Origin of the sequence: Bartonella sp. AA168HLJHH, assembly GCF_042197365.1 — a bacterium.
In the GTDB taxonomy this organism is placed as follows: domain Bacteria; phylum Pseudomonadota; class Alphaproteobacteria; order Rhizobiales; family Rhizobiaceae; genus Bartonella.
This window is the reverse complement of record NZ_JBHIRS010000007.1, coordinates 15,711-31,928: the sequence shown is the minus strand read 5'-3', so window position 1 is coordinate 31,928 and position 16,218 is coordinate 15,711. Positions and strand designations below refer to the sequence as shown.

The 16,218-nt window shown below is 41.5% G+C and carries 18 protein-coding genes, 1 tRNA gene, 1 other RNA gene and 2 pseudogenes; 15 read left to right on the top strand and 7 right to left on the bottom strand.

All coding sequences use genetic code 11. From position 1 onward, the window contains the following. Window positions 1-37 precede the first annotated feature (37 nt). On the top strand, window positions 38-388 hold the full coding sequence (locus ACFINM_RS05750; RefSeq protein WP_375640872.1) for a hypothetical protein: 351 nt from the start codon (window positions 38-40) through the stop codon (window positions 386-388). A gap of 125 nt (window positions 389-513) precedes the next feature. On the opposite strand, the gene ACFINM_RS05745 is transcribed toward ACFINM_RS05750, so the two are convergent. Further along, window positions 514-1,584 (bottom strand): DUF1376 domain-containing protein, encoded by a 1,071-nt coding sequence (locus tag ACFINM_RS05745; RefSeq protein ID WP_375640871.1) that lies wholly within the window; start codon window positions 1,582-1,584, stop codon window positions 514-516. 415 nt (window positions 1,585-1,999) lie between these two features. Between ACFINM_RS05745 and ACFINM_RS05740 the strand changes: the two genes are divergently transcribed. From ACFINM_RS05740 to ACFINM_RS05705, 8 genes are all read left to right on the top strand, one after another. Continuing rightward, complete coding sequence (locus ACFINM_RS05740; RefSeq protein WP_375621498.1) at window positions 2,000-2,317, top strand: XRE family transcriptional regulator; 318 nt, start codon at window positions 2,000-2,002, stop codon at window positions 2,315-2,317. 312 nt (window positions 2,318-2,629) lie between these two features. Beyond that, a complete protein-coding gene (locus tag ACFINM_RS05735) occupies window positions 2,630-3,019 on the top strand; it encodes a hypothetical protein (protein ID WP_375621497.1) in 390 nt (129 codons plus the stop codon). 2 nt (window positions 3,020-3,021) lie between these two features. Further along, window positions 3,022-3,210 (top strand): hypothetical protein, encoded by a 189-nt coding sequence (locus ACFINM_RS05730; protein WP_273790850.1) that lies wholly within the window; start codon window positions 3,022-3,024, stop codon window positions 3,208-3,210. Between the two features lie 160 nt (window positions 3,211-3,370). Continuing rightward, window positions 3,371-3,532 (top strand): hypothetical protein, encoded by a 162-nt coding sequence (locus ACFINM_RS05725; RefSeq protein ID WP_375640870.1) that lies wholly within the window; start codon window positions 3,371-3,373, stop codon window positions 3,530-3,532. Between the two features lie 168 nt (window positions 3,533-3,700). Then, window positions 3,701-3,865: a hypothetical protein gene (locus ACFINM_RS05720; RefSeq protein WP_375640869.1), complete on the top strand. Its 165-nt coding sequence runs from the start codon at window positions 3,701-3,703 to the stop codon at window positions 3,863-3,865. Window positions 3,866-4,560: 695 nt separating this feature from the next. After that, window positions 4,561-5,325, top strand: coding sequence for a lambda exonuclease family protein (locus ACFINM_RS05715; RefSeq protein WP_375640868.1), 765 nt, complete (start codon window positions 4,561-4,563; stop codon window positions 5,323-5,325). Between the two features lie 126 nt (window positions 5,326-5,451). Continuing rightward, a complete protein-coding gene (locus ACFINM_RS05710) occupies window positions 5,452-5,760 on the top strand; it encodes a hypothetical protein (protein ID WP_375631882.1) in 309 nt (102 codons plus the stop codon). Window positions 5,761-6,020: 260 nt separating this feature from the next. Then, entirely contained in the window at window positions 6,021-6,176 is a 156-nt protein-coding gene (locus ACFINM_RS05705) for a hypothetical protein (protein ID WP_375640867.1), read from the top strand. 557 nt (window positions 6,177-6,733) lie between these two features. On the opposite strand, the pseudogene ACFINM_RS05700 reads toward ACFINM_RS05705, so the two are convergent. Together ACFINM_RS05700 and ACFINM_RS05695 are read right to left on the bottom strand one after the other, a co-directional pair. Next, window positions 6,734-6,973, bottom strand: a pseudogene (locus ACFINM_RS05700) (DnaJ domain-containing protein); the annotation flags it as partial. Between the two features lie 228 nt (window positions 6,974-7,201). Continuing rightward, window positions 7,202-7,759, bottom strand: coding sequence for a hypothetical protein (locus ACFINM_RS05695; protein ID WP_375631876.1), 558 nt, complete (start codon window positions 7,757-7,759; stop codon window positions 7,202-7,204). A 449-nt stretch (window positions 7,760-8,208) separates the two neighbouring features. Here ACFINM_RS05695 and ACFINM_RS05690 point away from each other — a divergent pair, with 449 nt between their 5' ends. Further along, window positions 8,209-8,397, top strand: coding sequence for a hypothetical protein (locus ACFINM_RS05690; protein WP_375636919.1), 189 nt, complete (start codon window positions 8,209-8,211; stop codon window positions 8,395-8,397). A gap of 1,179 nt (window positions 8,398-9,576) precedes the next feature. On the opposite strand, the gene ACFINM_RS05685 is transcribed toward ACFINM_RS05690, so the two are convergent. Beyond that, window positions 9,577-9,651, bottom strand: a tRNA-Thr gene (locus tag ACFINM_RS05685). 176 nt (window positions 9,652-9,827) lie between these two features. Here ACFINM_RS05685 and ACFINM_RS05680 point away from each other — a divergent pair. The 5 genes and pseudogenes from ACFINM_RS05680 (at window position 9,828) to ACFINM_RS05660 (ending at window position 13,602) form a co-directional block, all read left to right on the top strand. After that, the gene (locus tag ACFINM_RS05680) at window positions 9,828-9,980 is read left to right on the top strand and encodes a hypothetical protein (protein WP_375607050.1); all 153 of its coding nucleotides are present in this window, start codon (window positions 9,828-9,830) and stop codon (window positions 9,978-9,980) included. 176 nt (window positions 9,981-10,156) lie between these two features. After that, a complete protein-coding gene (gene murA / locus ACFINM_RS05675; RefSeq protein ID WP_375640866.1) occupies window positions 10,157-11,452 on the top strand; it encodes a UDP-N-acetylglucosamine 1-carboxyvinyltransferase in 1,296 nt (431 codons plus the stop codon). Between the two features lie 341 nt (window positions 11,453-11,793). Further along, window positions 11,794-12,146: pseudogene (locus tag ACFINM_RS05670) on the top strand (UDP-N-acetylglucosamine 1-carboxyvinyltransferase); the annotation flags it as partial. 235 nt (window positions 12,147-12,381) lie between these two features. Continuing rightward, entirely contained in the window at window positions 12,382-12,966 is a 585-nt protein-coding gene (locus ACFINM_RS05665) for a helix-turn-helix domain-containing protein (RefSeq protein WP_375613601.1), read from the top strand. Between the two features lie 171 nt (window positions 12,967-13,137). Beyond that, the gene (locus ACFINM_RS05660) at window positions 13,138-13,602 is read left to right on the top strand and encodes a helix-turn-helix domain-containing protein (protein ID WP_375621485.1); all 465 of its coding nucleotides are present in this window, start codon (window positions 13,138-13,140) and stop codon (window positions 13,600-13,602) included. A 342-nt stretch (window positions 13,603-13,944) separates the two neighbouring features. Here the strand turns inward: ACFINM_RS05660 and ACFINM_RS05655 are convergent, their stop codons facing one another. From ACFINM_RS05655 to ssrS, 3 genes are all read right to left on the bottom strand, one after another. Next, window positions 13,945-14,766, bottom strand: coding sequence for a TIGR00282 family metallophosphoesterase (locus ACFINM_RS05655; RefSeq protein ID WP_375630057.1), 822 nt, complete (start codon window positions 14,764-14,766; stop codon window positions 13,945-13,947). An 18-nt stretch (window positions 14,767-14,784) separates the two neighbouring features. Then, window positions 14,785-15,390 (bottom strand): 5-formyltetrahydrofolate cyclo-ligase, encoded by a 606-nt coding sequence (locus tag ACFINM_RS05650; protein ID WP_375640908.1) that lies wholly within the window; start codon window positions 15,388-15,390, stop codon window positions 14,785-14,787. Window positions 15,391-15,733: 343 nt separating this feature from the next. After that, window positions 15,734-15,894: non-coding RNA, 6S RNA (ssrS, locus tag ACFINM_RS05645), on the bottom strand. Window positions 15,895-16,218: the final 324 nt, after the last annotated feature.

The window sequence follows — 16,218 nt, the reverse complement described above, 5'->3', positions numbered from 1 at the left end:
GTAAAGTCTCGTGGTGCTATGGGGCTTGCCAGTTTACTTGAGAGCTTCTTTGCCGCTCTTTTCTTGCCAATGGTCGCGAAACTTCTTGGCTTGCCAATGGGCTTGGCTCTCACTCAAGCCTTCTGAAATGGCTGTGTTAATGTTTGTTTGCCAAGAGCATGGGAAGTGGCGCCTTGGGAAAAGGAGGAAGGTGGAAAGGAGGAAGGGGGTGCAAGAAGGGTGGGGAGGATATGCCTGTGAGGGGGTGGTGCATGCTGGAGTCCTGTTGGGGTGTGTATTGGGGTGCATGTTGGGGTGTGTATTGGGGTGTATGTTGGGGTCCTTGCGTGGGGAAAACGCTTTTGTGATGAGAGAAAAATGGTCGATGTTGACTCGTTTTACGGTGTGAAGAGCTTATTTCATTGTTGTTTTGCCGCCTTTTGTTTTGTTCTGTGTTGTTTTGTCCGATGCTGTTGTGGTGTTGAAGCATTTTTGTCCCCGCGCTTGCTTGAAAAATACGTTGTTTGTGTGATGTCAAAAATTGTCGTTATAGTTGATCAAACTGCGGTAAAGCGTGTCATTGTTCTCAGAGGTAAAAGATGAGGAGCTCCTTTGTTTTTGCTGTTCTTGCCGTTCGATCTCACGGCGAAACCAGTTGCGCCATGTGGCTTGCCAGTCTACTTTGAGAGCTTCTTTGCCGCCTTTGGCTTGCCAATAGTCGCGAAACTTCTTTTCTTGCCAATGGGCTTGGCTTTCACTCAAGCCTTCTGAAACTGCCGCCTTGATGTCTGCTTGCCAATGCTCAGGAAGACGATGCCCTTTGGCAACTGAGGTTGTGGTTTTTTTGTTGGAAGAAGGAGGGATGGAGGCAGGAAGATTGCTGGGGGGAAGAGTGGTGGCGGATTTTGTTTTTTCCCCCGTGACAATTTGCGCGATAGGGGCGGGAGTGAACTCGGCTTGGGGAGCAGTTAAAGGGGAGGCGTTTTTTTGCTCTGCTTCTGCTTGCGCAGGAGAAGGGAGAAGTGAATCAAGAGCCGATAAGGGTGATGGATGATCGCTTTGTTCAAAGTTCTCTTCGCAGGAAAAACAAGGTTCTGTCTCATCAAACAAAATTTTCTTTTCTAAAACACCGTAAGGTGTTTCCTTTTCTTCTGCCTTTTGAGCTTTTGAGTTTTGTTCACCATCTTTTGTGCGCTCGTTAAGCAGTTGTTGCATCTCAGTATTGATTTTCTTGCGTTTTTTTGCCGAAGAACGACCCGCAAAGGATTTTTGTTCAAGCAATTTTTCACGCTCTTGAAAAACATTTTCGCAACGCTTGTTCCATAACCCATTGGCTAAATTTAAAATCTTGCCCTCTTGGATGAGCATCTCTAAAACATTAACAAAAGTTCGCTTGTCACAACCACAAAGACGCGCTAAACGTTCTTTCGATATTTCTAAAGGTCGGCCACGGGCATACATTTCATTGAGAAGAATCGTATAGATTCCAATTTCGTGTGCGCGCATCCCACGTACACCTCCTAGAAAGTCATTTTGATACCAACAAACATATGGAAGCCTAGACGATTCATAATGAGGAGTTTCTTGTTGATTAGCGTGTTTCATACTGCAATCTACTTTCTTCTTTTTTATACATTTTTATTGATGATAAAAGCTCAAATAAGGATTTAACTTGTGTTGCTTTTGGCTCTGTTCGATGATGACTAGAGGCTTCTTTACGATGCTTATAAATGATTGGCTGTGCTTGAAGCGCATGCAAACTTACGATTTAAGATTGCGGTGATGGAAAAAATAAAGAATACCACACATTCTCAACGTACTTGCTTTTGGGCAGAAGCTTTGGAGGTGGTCTTTTATATCCGGTAGGGTGGTTAAAGTGTTTTTATGATCTAAAAATAAAAAAATTTCCCCCTAAAAAGTAAAATTTGTTTCCTTAATTTTATCCTTTTTAGAGGATAATGCAAGCCCGTTTTATAAAAAGGACGTGTTTTTTTAAAAAGACGCGCTATATGGTGAAATTATGAATATCAATGGTTGGCGTCAAAGATTAAGAATCGCTTTGGAAAAAAGTGGGCGGTCAAAAAGATCTATCTCCCTCGCTGCCGGTAAAGGCGCGGGGTACCTTCATTCTATTCTTGCTGAAGGAAAAGAACCAACAATCGAATCTCTCTCGCGAATTTGTCACGAAATTAATATCAGTATGAATTATATTCTTTACGGGAAAGGGGCTAGCCCTGAAGATAAAGAATTTATAGAGCTTATTTCGAAACTCTCTCCGCAAGAGAGACAGGCGATTTTGACTCTTTTGCGGCGACCAATTGACGAAGCTTCAAAATAACTTCCTTCTGTGCTTTTGAGTCAAGGCGACTCCAGTGTTTTATTAATATTATGTCACTCATTTTATCTCTCCTGTGTGTTTATAATTGCAATTTTGTAAGAACAAATAGAGAACAACAAAGGGGCATGAGAGGAACAAAGAATAATAGATTTTTCTTTACATATGTCATTTGAACCCCGTAGATATTTAAAATATATCTTTTATGAAGGATAAAATGGTTGACATCTCTCCTATAGAGGAGATAAGACTAACGCTATATTTAGTCTTGTCAAGACAAGGCTATGCTTTATCAACTATCTAAAGGGGGAAATCATGAAAAATATTTCATTCGTTAAAGAGGATGAAATCATTGTCGTTTTATGCGAAGAGGAAAATCCTTGTACTTATGAAGGACCAATCGACGAAATCGAAGAAGTGCTCGAACTGATTGAAGAATGTGAAACTGTTTATAGAGTTTTACGACTCGATCTGACAACTTCTCATGCTGAAGATGTTACGGAACAAATCGCTGATTTTTATGTCGAAAATCATGAAATAAATGAAGAAAATACACAATTGCAGCCCTTCATTTTGAATAGTGAAGCTTATCATGCTTGTTTAAATGAAAGAGCGGCTTGCGATTATGAAGATAATCTCTATGGCTCTTATGAAAAACAGCATCGTTTACGCCCATGTGATGTCTTGACAGATTATTGGTGGTAAACATGCCAAGTTATCTCAAGACTTCGTATCAAGGGATTCCACTTTATTATGCTGGAAATATGCGGAATTTAATCAGACTCGAACCACAAAAACACAACGCTATACTTTTTATATCGCAAGAGGTGGCTCAGTCTATGGCAAAAAAATTGGAGGAAGAATATTGCCGCCATGATTTTTCCGTCGTGCAGTAGCAGGGTTGAAAAAAGAAGCCGCAATGATGGGCCCAAGTGCTTTTTCATTGCGGTGACAATGGTGTGCGTTATGCTTTCGTTCTTGGGGGGGGACGACTTAGGGGAGCCGCTTGGGGGAGAGCTTTGCGGGGATTTTCTTAGCCGATATGGAAAGGAGGGCATGAAGAAAAGAGCCCTATATATGGGGAATTGCGGACGCTTGTGTGTAGGGGGCAGTTGCCGGCTGGTTCATTGGGGGGGTAAGGCAATGAAGCGGCAGCGGGTTATCCAGTGGGGTTGGAGTGATATGAAAGCATGCTGGAGAACAAAAATGAAGGCTTAGGGGGAAGAGAAGCAGCAGTACAGACAGGTTCCAACCTATAAAAAGGCACGTTCAAGGGGAAAGAGCCGGTTTTTGTGTTTTTGCGGCACGCAAGTAGGGAGCTTGGAATGATACGTAAAGCATGCTGGAAAATGGAAGGAGGTGTTTGACGGGGGAGGTCGTTAAAGCTTGTTTAGACATATTGGGACACGTGGGGGGCTTTGGGGTGCTTTTGTGTTGAGTGCTGGGGGAGAGCGCCGCAATGATGGGCCCAAGTGCTTTTTCATTGCGGTGACAATGGTGCACGTTATGCTTTCGTCTAGGGGGTGCGCCGCTTGGGAGGGGCTTAGCTGATATGGAAAAGGAGGGGATGAGAAACTTGTGGGGAGGAGGGATGTTGGGGGGAAGCTTGTTGGGGAAAATGTTGGTGGTTGGCTGGTTAAGAGGGAGGACGAGTGGGGGGAGGAGAGCTTGAAGCGTATGCAAGGCATATGCTGGAGGGGAGATATGAGGTGTGGAAAAGGGGCAGCCGTATAGCGTTGAGGAGATGTCAATCTTTAAAAAAAGTTCCGTGTAGGGGGAAGGAGTAGAGTGTTGGAGGAGGGGGGAAAGTAGAGGGCTTGGAGCGCAGGGAGTGCAAAGAGCTTGGATATGAATGTGAAAGCATGTTGGGAAATGAGGGAAGGTGTTTGAGAGGGAAGAAGAGGAAGGCGCTATGGGAGCGCGGTTCTGACCGTTTTTGTATTGAGCCTTAGGGGGGCAATGATGGGCGAGAGGTTTTTTTATCGGGGAGAAAATATCACGCGTTATGCTTTCGTCTAGGGGGGGCGCCGCTTGGGAGGGGCTTAGCTGATATGGAAAAGGAGGGGATGAGAAACTTGTGGGGAGGGGGATGTTGAGGGGGCGTTTCCAACAGCTTTTGTGATTTCAGCAGCACAATATTTAAGGATGCTGTCATTCTTAGTGGGGAATGCATCTTAAAAGATATGAATGTTTCAAAGAGAATATGTTGCAAAAAAAACACCTTAAAGATGAAGGGGAGAAATACTATGCCAATCATTATCGATTGTATTCAAGGAACAGAGGAATGGCAGCAAGCGCGTAATGGTTTGATTACGGCTTCGTTGTTTGAGATGGTTATGGCACGAACAAAACAAGGGCAAAAAACGTCACGCTATCAGAGTGTGATGATGAAATTGGCGGGAGAAAGAATTACCGGAAAAACCGTTGATGAAGGGGCAACACTTTCTATGCGACGTGGGACTGAATTAGAACCAAGCGCGCGACAGCTTTATGGGAAACTGACACATACAGAACCTGAATGTATTGGCTTTGTTTTGGCTGATGATCGCGAACAAGGATTTTCCCCCGATGCTTTTGTTGGAAAAAATGGATTGTTGGAAATTAAAACAAAAAAACCTGAAATTTTAATTCCTCATTTCATGCAAAAGGGCTTTCCAGCAGAACATAAAGCACAATGTCAAGGAGGGTTATGGATTTCTCAACGCGAATGGGTGGATTTAATGCTCTATTGGCCGGATATGCCCCCTTTGATTAAACGGGCTTATCGTGATGAAGCGTATATTTGCAAGCTTGAAAATGAAATTAGCCGTTTTAATGAGGCTTTGGAGAAGATGGTACAGCAAATTAAGAGTGTTGGGACAGGTTTTCATATAAGAACAGAAATTGCTTTGAAGGAGGGGGAAGAAAGGGTGCTTGGAATGAAGACAAAGCGTATGCTGGAGGGGAAAACGAGAATGAGACGGGGTGGGAAGGGATCTTGTGTAGCGTTGAGGAGAGGCAAAGTTCTATAAAAAGGAAAGAGCAGAGGGAAAAGAGCTGGTTTTTGTGTTGGAGGAGGGTGCCAAATAAGGGGGCGCAGGGAAGCAGGGAGCATAGCGAACTTTAGGGGACAGGAATGTGAAAGCCATGGTGGGAAAATGTGGGAAGAAAGGGTGCTTGGAGCGCATGCAAGGCGGCGCGGTATGCTGGAGGGGAAAACGAGAATGGGAGTAAGGCTAAGTGTTCAGAGGTATGGAGGCTGTGATTTTGGGTGCTTTTGTGGTGAGTGTTGGGGGGGAGCCGCAATGAAAGGGCTGAGTTGCTTTTTCATTGTGGTGACAATGGTGTACGTTATGCTTTCGTTCTTGGGGGGAGAGAGCTTTGCGGGGGCTTGGGGGATTTTCTTAGCCGATATGGAAAAGGGGGAGATACGCGGCTTTGGGAAGAGAAATGTTGGAGCGGGATGAGGAGGAAATAGTGGGGATGAAGGGGGCAGGTCGTTATCCTGTGACTTGGAGTGACACGAAAGCATGCTAGAGAACAAAAATGAGGTTTAGGGGGAAGGGAAGCAGCAGTGCAGACAGGTTCCAACCTATAAAAAGGCACGTTCAAGGAGGAAAAGAGCCGGTTTTTATGTTTTTGCGGCACGCAAGTAGGGAGCTTGGAATGATACGTAAAGCATGCTGGAAAATGGAAGGAGGTGTTTGGCGGGGGAGGTCATTAAAGCTTGTTTAGACGTATTGGGACAACGGGGAGCTTCTGGCCGCTTTTGTGTTGTGCCGTATTTGGGGGCGCGATGAAAGTCCCCCATGATGGCGAAGTTGCCGGACAAGTGCTTTTTCATTGGAGAGGAAATGGTCCTTGTGGTACTTTTGTTCATTAAGAAAGAGTCGTTTGAGGGGCGTTTTTTAGCCGATATGGGAAAAGGATGTAGGGGCATGAGAAAAAGTCTGTGTGGAGTCAAGTGGGCTTGTTGGGGAAAAGATTGGGGGGCAGGTTGTGGAAAAAATAGAGGGGTGGAGGAAAGGGGAGAATAAGAAAAGAACGGATAGAGACATTATAATCTTTATGTTTTTCTACACTACCTTGTTATAGAAAATCAAAAATTACCACACCTTGTGAATTCACTGTGGGGCTGATCTTAAAGCTCTTCAAAAGCACTGATCAATAGATACTTCTCCATATAACTTTGATAAATGATATTAGTATGATCCCGAAGATAAATGCACCAATATTTACCAAATATCCTTTTATACTGATGAAAATTAATAACCCTATACTTATTATTCCTAGTGGTATATTCCACGTAAAAAACGAAATTATATAACACATTATAGGTATTATTCCACAAATAATGAAAATTACATTCATGATACTACCAATTACATGCTCGGTATTATCTTGTCGTCTGTTCTCTTGCTTTCTACTAATTTCAGAAGCCTTGTCATTATCTTTAAAAGTTTTATGATAGAACTGATTGTAAGCAGCTCTCTTTTGAGGATCTTTAAGAATTTCATAGGCTTCACAAATTTTTCTGAATTTTTGTTCTGCTTCGGTACTAGAATTATGATCAGGGTGGTATTGCAGAGCTAATTTACGAAAAGCAGATTTTATCTGTTTATCGTTGCATGCGTAGCTTACACCAAGAATTCCATAATAATCGTCTTCATTTACTATCATTAAATACAGCCACTTTGTGCATTGCTCTTATTTTATAAGATCGTTTAATTGATCTCTTTTGAATGTATCGACATGTGTTATTTTTATGTTAGAAATATGGTGAAAATTGTATTGAGTGGCATGGCTGTACTTGGGGCTATTGTCTCTAAATGAGAGGAGATACAGTTCAAAACGCTTAAAAATGCAGAGTGTTTTTAATATTTTAGAAATATTTTTTACAAAAATAGATTAAAAGAGAGACGATAAATCAAATGTAAAAGGGACGGCAATAATAGCCAAGGTTGTCATTATTGTAAATAAACAGGCAGGAACCTTAAATCTAAAACGCCAAAGTAAACTTATGGGAACAGACATTATCGTTGTTATTACGAATGCTACGATAAACCATTGCAGGAATAAGTTCATTATATTAATTTCATTATTAAAACGATTTTGATTAAGACGATTTTGTTTTAGTTCTTCCTCTGAAACACAGTCGATAATAGAAACGCCATAATAAACAGGAAATTTTCCACCTGGACAAGCGCTAACAGAAAATTGTTCAAGCTCTAACCATTCTCTTTCGCGTTCTTTTTCTAATAGCTTCTTTTTTATTTTCTGTCTTATATATTCTTTGGAAATACAATTGATCGGAGAAGTACTTCCAACAAAAAGACCATCTGTTGTACATCCACTCGTTGTATGATGCGTGAATAAAACAGTGCTTATTGCTATAGCGAAGAAAATAAAGTGTTTAAACAGAGGGTATTTATTGTCGTTTGTTTCTGATGAGCTTTTATAAGTCATTTCTGTTGAATAAATCAATATGTGTTATTTTTGTGTTGAAAATATACGTAAAAACGTATTTAATAAAAATGGTTATAATGATCATAATGTGTCTAAATAAAGGTGTGGTACTGGCTAAAACCCCGCATATGTGGGGTTTTAGCTTATTGGAGGAGATATGACAGCAGAAAATATGCAGAAAATATAAGGGGATCTGTAGCCAAAATGGTTGTCCTAGGGTGGGGAGAGTAGGGAATATCCAAAATACTCCAAATGAAATATACTTGTTGTTGTACATTCACGCACTTGTTTTAATAAAGATATCTCGCTCTAAGCTCATTTCACAGCCATTTTATGCCGGCGTTCATAAATTTCATACTGGCGCCTGTGAATAATATCGTGAGGGGTATAACGGTCAAGCCCCGTAGATTATAAAGTCCGTAGATTATACCCCCCAGAGATTATAAACATTGCGCACCCTATTTTTACTTTATGAAAAAGTAAGTTGGTACTATTGGGGGGCCGTTGCCAAAATTGCGGCATGGGCTGTAGCTCTTGAGACGATTCATAATCTCGTTTACTGGGAGGCTTTTTACGAAGAGATATGCTTTTCTTGGAAAGTTTCTCGCCATACGGATCTTTCTGCTTGTGAAGTGTAAGCGAAGAGGGGTGATTAATTTCAATAGAACAGAGGGAGAGAGCTTTTCGCTCTTGGGGCTCTTATGCAAGACGAATAACGCTATCCGTATCAATCAAAGTATTCGTATAAAAAAGATGCGTGTTGAAAGAGGGAGGCTTAGAGCACGTGGAAAACCATAGTGTATAAAATTGGTAATGAGGGATCTTCTTTGAAAAGGCAGGCTCTCAATTTTCTGCCATATGGGATGTCTAGTATATGGGGATGCCTGTCATATGAGATGTTTGTCATATGAGATGTTTGCCATATGGGATGTTTGCCATATGGGAGCGTGGGGTGCTTAGTGAAAGCTTTATTGAGGGGGATTTTATCACTGTTTGGTTTTTGCTTTTGGTAAGGGGTGGGGAGAATGGGAAAGGCGTTGAGAGGAGGTTCTGGAAATGGCTCTGTTAGATCTGTTGTAAATGACGAATAGGATCGATGAAGCTTATTCTAATTTTTACAGGGAATGCTTGTGTTGCTTGAGGTGGATAGAGAGGCTGGAAAGATAAGATTATTCGTTTTGGGGCGGATAAAGGTATCAATGGGATATGTTTAAACAATGAGTTTATAATAATTCATTATTGAGATTTAATTTGAATTTCAATGAGAGCCCGAAATAGTGTGAGATGTTTTTAGTTCTCTTATTCAAACGCTCTTATATTGAATCAAGTAAAATCGTTTGTTTGCATATTACAAACAGGGTGAGCTTGTGGGGAAAAATATTCAAGAAATAAAATATTGAAAAAATAAAAATGCCTATACCGTCTCAAGTGCCAAGAGCTGTTGCAACAGTGAGGCTTGGCAAAGAGAAGGAGTAAAGGGGGACAATCTTACAGAAATGAAAGAGAGGGGAGGCAAGGAAAGAGAGGGGAGGCAAGGGGTGGGGGGATATTCTTTGGGGGGCGGTCAATTTCAAAAGCCGTTCGCAAAGCATTTTAGAGATTAAGCGTGTCATTGAGGCTCTTGATTTTGAAGCCATTGATTTTGAAGCTACTGATTTTGAGGCTACTGATTTTGAGGCTACTGATTTTGAGGCTATTGAAGCGCATGGTTTAAAGGATGGAGGATTTGATGAAGCCGATGAAGGTTGGGGGAAAAGATTTAGGCTTATAGGGAAGACTTATAAGGGCAAGAAGAGAGAGGCAAAAGAAGAATAAAATGGTGCTGCGAGAGAGGATTGAACTCTCGACCTCTCCCTTACCAAGGGAGTGCTCTACCACTGAGCTACCGCAGCCCTTTTCAATCTTTGCGCTGTCTTGTGCCATATTGTCAGAAAATAGGCAAGAGAACATTTGTATATTCTTGCAAGAAAACGTATCTTATGTCATGACATATGTTTCTTATATGCTTAAATATTTAAGGTTATGAGTTGCTTGGATAGAAGCTCAACACTGTTTAAAAGGTTGCGCAATGACACAAATGCATCAAAAACAAAAACAAAATGAAATTAATCATCAAGATGAAAAAGCAAAACGACGTCAAGAAAGATTGGCACAACAATTGCGTCAAAACCTGAAACGTCGAAAAGAGCAAAGCCGAAAAAGAGCACAACCAGAGCTCTAAAATGCAAAAAGCTCTAAAATGCAAAAAAATGTTTTTTAGTAAATTTTTGCAACCAAACTTCTCAATAATTTGTTCTCATAGTTAGAATGCGTTCTAAAACGATTAATAAAGCATAACTTCCCGAAGGGGGACAATCCTTTGGAAGGGCAGGCACAAAGGAAAAGAGGGAAAACACGATGGATTCTATTCAAATTGTTGGGGGAAAAAAACTTCAAGGAACAATTCCTATATCTGGGGCAAAAAATGCTGCATTGCCTCTTATGATTGCGGCGCTGCTGACAGAAGAAACGCTCACTTTAGAAAATATTCCGCATCTGGCCGATGTTGAATTGCTTATTCGTATTCTCAATAATCATGGTGTTGGATATGCCGTTGATGGACAAGAGTTTAACGATGAGTGTGTGAATTCAAGAACAATTCATTTTACGGCGCAAAAAATAGCCACAACACGGGCACCATATGAACTGGTGAAAAAAATGCGTGCAAGCTTTTGGGTTATCGGACCTCTGCTTGCACGATGCGCAGAGGCTTATGTTTCGCTTCCTGGAGGATGCGCTATTGGAACAAGACCTGTCGATTTTATCCTTGAGGGACTTAAAACTTTAGGCGCACAGATTACGATCGAAAATGGATATGTTCATGCAAAAGCGCTAAAGGGGTTAAAAGGTGCTCACTATCGTTTCCCTAAAGTCACTGTTGGTGGAACCCATGTGCTGCTGATGGCGGCGACAATGGCAAAGGGAACAACCACTCTTGAGAATGCAGCTTGTGAGCCAGAAGTGACAAACCTTATTCGAACCCTGAATGCTATGGGGGCTCAAATAACCGGTGAAGGAACAACAACGCTTACAATTGAAGGGGTTAAAAAACTCAACGGTGCTAGAGTACGCGTTATTGCTGATCGAATCGAAGCGGGAACATATGCAATGGCTGTTGCTATGACGGGAGGAGATGTCTTTCTTAAAAATGCAAATCCTAATCATCTCACAAAGGTGCTTAAGGTGCTCCAAAAAACAGGACTCGAGATTCAAATAGAACCTCAAGGAATTCATATTAAGCGAAATCCAAAGAACACCAAAATTATACCCGTTGATATTAAAACAGGACCTTATCCTGCTTTTCCAACTGATCTCCAAGCGCAATTCATGGCGCTCATGACACGGGCTGAAGGAATCGCGCATATTACAGAGACGGTTTTCGAAAATCGTTTTATGCATGTTCAAGAACTCAATCGCTTAGGGGCACAGATAAAGCTTGATGGGCAGACGGCAACTGTCTATGGAACAGAGAATTTGCAAGGGGCTCCTGTCATGGCGACGGATTTGCGTGCTTCTGTTTCTCTTGTGATTGCAGCATTGGCAGCAAAGGGAGAAACAATCGTCAATCGTGTTTATCATCTTGATCGTGGATTTGAGAGATTAGAAGAAAAATTGGCTCGTTGTGGCGCAAAAATCCAACGTATCACAGTGTAAAGTTTTCAAAGTGTAAACCTGTTAAAGATATGCTGAATGCTTTGCGCTGTGGTTGAGGGGGGCGATTGCTTGGGGGCGTTTTAACACAATGTTTGCTTGTTGGGAGGGGCTGGGCTTGGGGCGCTGGGCTTGGCTGGTGCATTTTTAATGGTTTACTCTCTTGCTTGTGGAATTTTGGAGCCGTACATTCTTGATGATTTTCTCAATAGTTCTTTCAAATCTCCATCTTTCAAGGGTATGGCTTTTGTGGCTGCTGTTTTCTTTTCGGAATGGTTTTTCTTTCGTGTAAAGTTTTGCTTCTCTCACTCTTGAGGAGGCTCGTGATTATTGTCTAAGTTTCGTTCATGGCGCTCATGACGCGGGGTTGAGGGAAGCGCGTGAAATTACAGAGACGGTTTTCGAAAATCGTTTTATGCATGTTCAAGAACTCAATCGCTTGAGGGTGCAAATAAAGCTTGATGGGCGAGAGAGCAACGCATCTCATAAAACAGAGAATTTGCAAGGAGGCCTCATCATGGCGACGGATTTGCGTGCTTGTTGTTTCTCTTGTGATTGCAGCCCTCTTACTCTTGTTACATTGGCAGCAAAGGGGGAAACAATCGTCAATCGTGTTTATCATCTTGATCGTGGATTTGAGAGATTAGAAGAAAAATTGGCTCGTTGTGGTGCAAAAATCCAACGCATCACAGTGTAAATCTGTAAGATGTCTCTCAAAAATGGCTTTGGGAGGGGGTGATATGTTGTTAGGTGTGCTTTTGGGAGGTGTGATCTCAAAAATAAAGGGTTATTAGTCCTCTCAATAAACGTGGGTTTTATTTCATGGTTTTGGAGTTTTTACGAGCGGGCATAAAAGTTTGAGAGGCGGGGGTGGAGCTCATAAAATAAAGACTGTTTTTAAATTTTATTGCTAATTTCATGAAATTACTTTATTGGTAAGAGAATGTTTTGGTCGTCTACGCAGCGATCAACAGGGAATGAAAGACCCTAAACTTGAGACACGTATTTATCCAGCTTTATGGATATCCCGGATTTCCGGGAGCTTTTGTTATGTCCAGGTGCTCTCTAGCACTAAAAGCAAAAGGCTGAGTCAAGTTTCAGCTCTTTCAACTCCCGGAATACCAATGCGAGGGCGCTCGCAACCGGCAGGGGAGCTTGAAGTGAAAGCTAAAAATCCACACTTTAACGACATTTCGATAGGCAGAAAAATTCGCTTTAAAAGAACAATGATCGGAATGTCGCAAAAGAAATTAGGCAGCCAGTTAGGTGTGACTTTTCAACAAATCCAAAAATATGAAAAAGGCTCTAATCGTATAGGAGCTGGGCGTTTACAAGAAATTGCTGATATTCTCAATGTTCCCATTTCTTTTTTCTACTCCGATCTCTCGACAAAAGAAAATGCCTTGTATTGCTGTGATGAAGGGATCGCAAGTAAAGAAGAGCACATCCTTTTGAAAAGTTTTAGAGAGCTCAAACCTCAAAAACAGAAAGCAATTTTGTGTTTGATTGTCTCATGAGATAAAAACACTGTTTTAATTTTTATTGCTGGTCTCCAGAAATTATTTTATGAACAAGCACCAAGGTTCTCGTCGTATAGTGTGGTTGAATGGTGGAACCCAAAGCCTGAAAATCCAAGATGAAACATTAGCCTGCTTTATAAGTATCGCGAGATTCCGGGAGTTTTTGCTATGTCCAGGTGCTCTCTAGCACTAAAAGCAAAAAAGCTGACTGAACTCAGTGTTTTTGACTCCCGGAATACGCATAAGAGGCGCTCGCAACCGGCAGGGGAGCTTGAAGTGAAAGCTAAAAATCCACACTTTAACGATATTTCGATAGGCAGAAAAATTCGCTTTAAAAGAACAATGCTGGGAATGTCGCAAAAGAAATTAGGCAGCCAGTTAGGTGGGACTTTTCAACAAATCCAAAAATATGAAAAAGGCTCTAATCGTATAGGAGCTGGGCGTTTACAGGAAATTGCTGATATTCTCAATGTTCCCATTTCTTTTTTCTATACGGATCTCTCAACAAAAGACAATGTCTTGTATTGCTGTGATGAAAGGATTTCAAGTAAAGAAGAGCACATTCTTTTGAAAAGTTTTAGAGAGCTCAAACCTAAAAAGCAGAAAGCAATTTTAAGATTAAATTTTCGTTAGAATTAAAAAAAGATTAAAGAGGCTCTTGCTAAATAATAAATTATTATATAAAGCTTTTTCTAGAGAAGGGGGTTAACATTTCTCCTCCCCCCCCCCCGCAGAAATGTCCAAATAAAACCTCCTTCTCATCGTTTTAAAAATCACGAAAATTTTTATCCTTTATCTTTTATCCTTTTAAAAAGAGTGACTTATTTGTGCTAGAAAAGTTTCTGTATTAGGCAAATTGGAGGGCGGGGTGTTTTTAGTAGGGATTTGGGAAGGGCTAGAAAAGTCGTCTTGCCAAATAGAGTTCTCAAAAGAAAATCTTGGAAAGAAACTATCAAAGGGGTGGCTTAAAAGAAGCTACCAAAAATCCGGAACTTCAGGCTTTAAATGAGGACCAATCCGTACCGCCGAGACCTTTTCTGCTAAACCGGTGCGATCTGAAATCTCAACCGCTAAACCACAAAGGGTGGCAGGACCACATGCCGGTTCAAAACGATCTTGCTTCGTCTTATAAAGAAAACGGTGTAAGGGTTCTTCTTTATCCATTCCAAGAGATGAATTATAATCTCCACACATGCCTGCATCTGTTAAATAGGCGCTCCCACCTTCTAAGATCTGCGCGTCAGCCGTGGGAATATGCGTATGTGTGCCAACGATAACACTCACACGACCATCAAGAAAATGGCCAAAACATTGCTTCTCGCTTGTCGTTTCTGCGTGAAAGTCAAAAATAATCGTATCGGCTTGCTCCATCAACGAACAGGCAAGCAGAATATTTTCCGCTGTTTCAAATGGATCTTCTACTTTACACGGCATAAAAACGTTGCCCAACAGATTGGCGACAAGAACACGGGCGCCATTTTTTGCCGTAAAAACACCAGAACCTTTTCCAGGAGTTTCTTTCGAAAAATTGGCAGGGCGTAAAAAACGATCACTCTCATGGGCATACTGCAATGCTTCTTTGTGAGAAAAAGCATGATTACCTGTGGTGACAACATCAACACCGGTCATCAAAAGATCTTGATACGTTTCTTGTGTGAGACCAAAACCACCAGAGGCATTTTCACCATTTACCACAACAAAATCAAGCTGCCATTTCTCAATCAGTTGAGGAAGGTGTTCAAAAACAGCTTTACAGCCTGTGCTACCAACAATGTCACCTAAAAATAAAAAACGCATAGGCGCTTTAATCACATTTTAACATTTTAAGAAACCTTTTTCTGTAAAAATTCCTTGTACCTGTAGATCGTGTTCTGCTGCGGGAATAGAAGAAACCTCCTGACATGAAAATCCTATGCCCCATAATATCATTTGATGCCCTTGTTTTTCAAGAGCTGCAACAGCACGGTCATAGTATCCTCCTCCATAGCCAAGACGGTGACATTGACGATCAAATGCAGAAAGCGGAACAATAATATTATTGGGGGCAACAACGTCATTGTCTGCACCCGGACCAAAGGTGCCAAAACGCATGGGCTCTAAAATTGTGCTGGGCGAAAATGCACGGAAAATCATGGTGGTGGAATCAAGAACTGCTGGTAAGGCTAAATGCCCACCGCGTAACGCTACAGCATTCAGTAAAGGACGCGGGTCAATTTCCGATTTAATGGGCCAATAGCCTGCTAAAATGAGGCGTGAAAAATCGGTTCCCTTCTTTTCAAGGTATTCAATAAAGTGGCAACAAGCACGCTGCGAAAAGAGTGCACGCTCTTCTGTTAAAAGAGCATCACGACGCGATAAACCGCTTTTGCGTTGCTGTGTGCGAAGGGATGAAGCAGATTCATAGAGGGGATTATTTGTCATTGTCTCGTCAATTGTTTTATAAGATGCTGGTATTTTATCCATTGTTGGCGTTTTGTAAATCTCTGTTAGGACAAGAGCTGTGCTCATGAAAAAAAAAGCATGAAAAAAAGTGTGTGCTCTTTAGGGGGTATTTTGGTGCGATAAACCGCTTTTGCGTTGCTTGCGTGCGAAGGGATGAAGCAGATTCACAGAGGGGATTATTTGTAAGTGCTGTTTGTTTTATAAAATAAAGCCTATCGTAATTTTTATTTCTTGAAAAGAGAGTATCGTCATTGGTCTTATGTAAAAGGACGCTCTCAATTTTAGCTGGAAAAATTTGATGTAAAAAAGTTATATAAATAAAGGGTGATCCACAACAGCCGATGGAAAAAGCTGATCCCGGGAACCTATACAAATAGGTGGGCGCCATATGAAAAAGCCCACGGGCTTGATCAGGGACAGCTCCCTTGGAGATCATTAAGGTCTCAGGAATACGTTATTTCCTGTCGAGAAGCGCAGAACACCCTCCTTAATATAAAACAATTTCAGAGCTTCTGCTAGAGATAAAATAACCTCGCTCTCTTCTTTTTCATAAAGTATTTCAGGAGAGATTGATGATATTGTCGGTGGTTGCTCGAAATGGCTGTATGATGGATGGCTTATTCAAAGTAAAAAAGCAAAAAATATGAGTGGGGGTGGGTGATTGAGTGACGCAGAACGGTTTATTGGCAATGGCTTGATTGGCTCTTTTGGGACAGTGCTTGATTTTTATGTTTCGTGGTAATGCTTGGAGGAGTTTTGAAAGGAATATTTCTTATTCAAGGATGTTGGTTGAATTGGTGTTGCACC

Bases quoted from the DNA above. Each gene is read 5' to 3' on its own strand.
- ACFINM_RS05715 (WP_375640868.1), top strand. From the start codon at position 4,561: ATGCCAATCATTATCGATTGTATTCAAGGAACAGAGGAATGGCAGCAA.
- murA (WP_375640866.1), top strand. From the start codon at position 10,157: ATGGATTCTATTCAAATTGTTGGGGGAAAAAAACTTCAAGGAACAATT.
- ACFINM_RS05725 (WP_375640870.1), top strand. From the start codon at position 3,371: ATGAAGAAAAGAGCCCTATATATGGGGAATTGCGGACGCTTGTGTGTA.
- ACFINM_RS05730 (WP_273790850.1), top strand. From the start codon at position 3,022: ATGCCAAGTTATCTCAAGACTTCGTATCAAGGGATTCCACTTTATTAT.
- ACFINM_RS05650 (WP_375640908.1), bottom strand. From the start codon at position 15,390: ATGACAAATAATCCCCTCTATGAATCTGCTTCATCCCTTCGCACACAG.
- ACFINM_RS05710 (WP_375631882.1), top strand. From the start codon at position 5,452: ATGTGGGAAGAAAGGGTGCTTGGAGCGCATGCAAGGCGGCGCGGTATG.
- ACFINM_RS05660 (WP_375621485.1), top strand. From the start codon at position 13,138: ATGTCCAGGTGCTCTCTAGCACTAAAAGCAAAAAAGCTGACTGAACTC.
- ACFINM_RS05740 (WP_375621498.1), top strand. From the start codon at position 2,000: ATGAATATCAATGGTTGGCGTCAAAGATTAAGAATCGCTTTGGAAAAA.
- ACFINM_RS05735 (WP_375621497.1), top strand. From the start codon at position 2,630: ATGAAAAATATTTCATTCGTTAAAGAGGATGAAATCATTGTCGTTTTA.
- ACFINM_RS05655 (WP_375630057.1), bottom strand. From the start codon at position 14,766: ATGCGTTTTTTATTTTTAGGTGACATTGTTGGTAGCACAGGCTGTAAA.
- ACFINM_RS05695 (WP_375631876.1), bottom strand. From the start codon at position 7,759: ATGACTTATAAAAGCTCATCAGAAACAAACGACAATAAATACCCTCTG.
- ACFINM_RS05745 (WP_375640871.1), bottom strand. From the start codon at position 1,584: ATGAAACACGCTAATCAACAAGAAACTCCTCATTATGAATCGTCTAGG.
- ACFINM_RS05680 (WP_375607050.1), top strand. From the start codon at position 9,828: ATGACACAAATGCATCAAAAACAAAAACAAAATGAAATTAATCATCAA.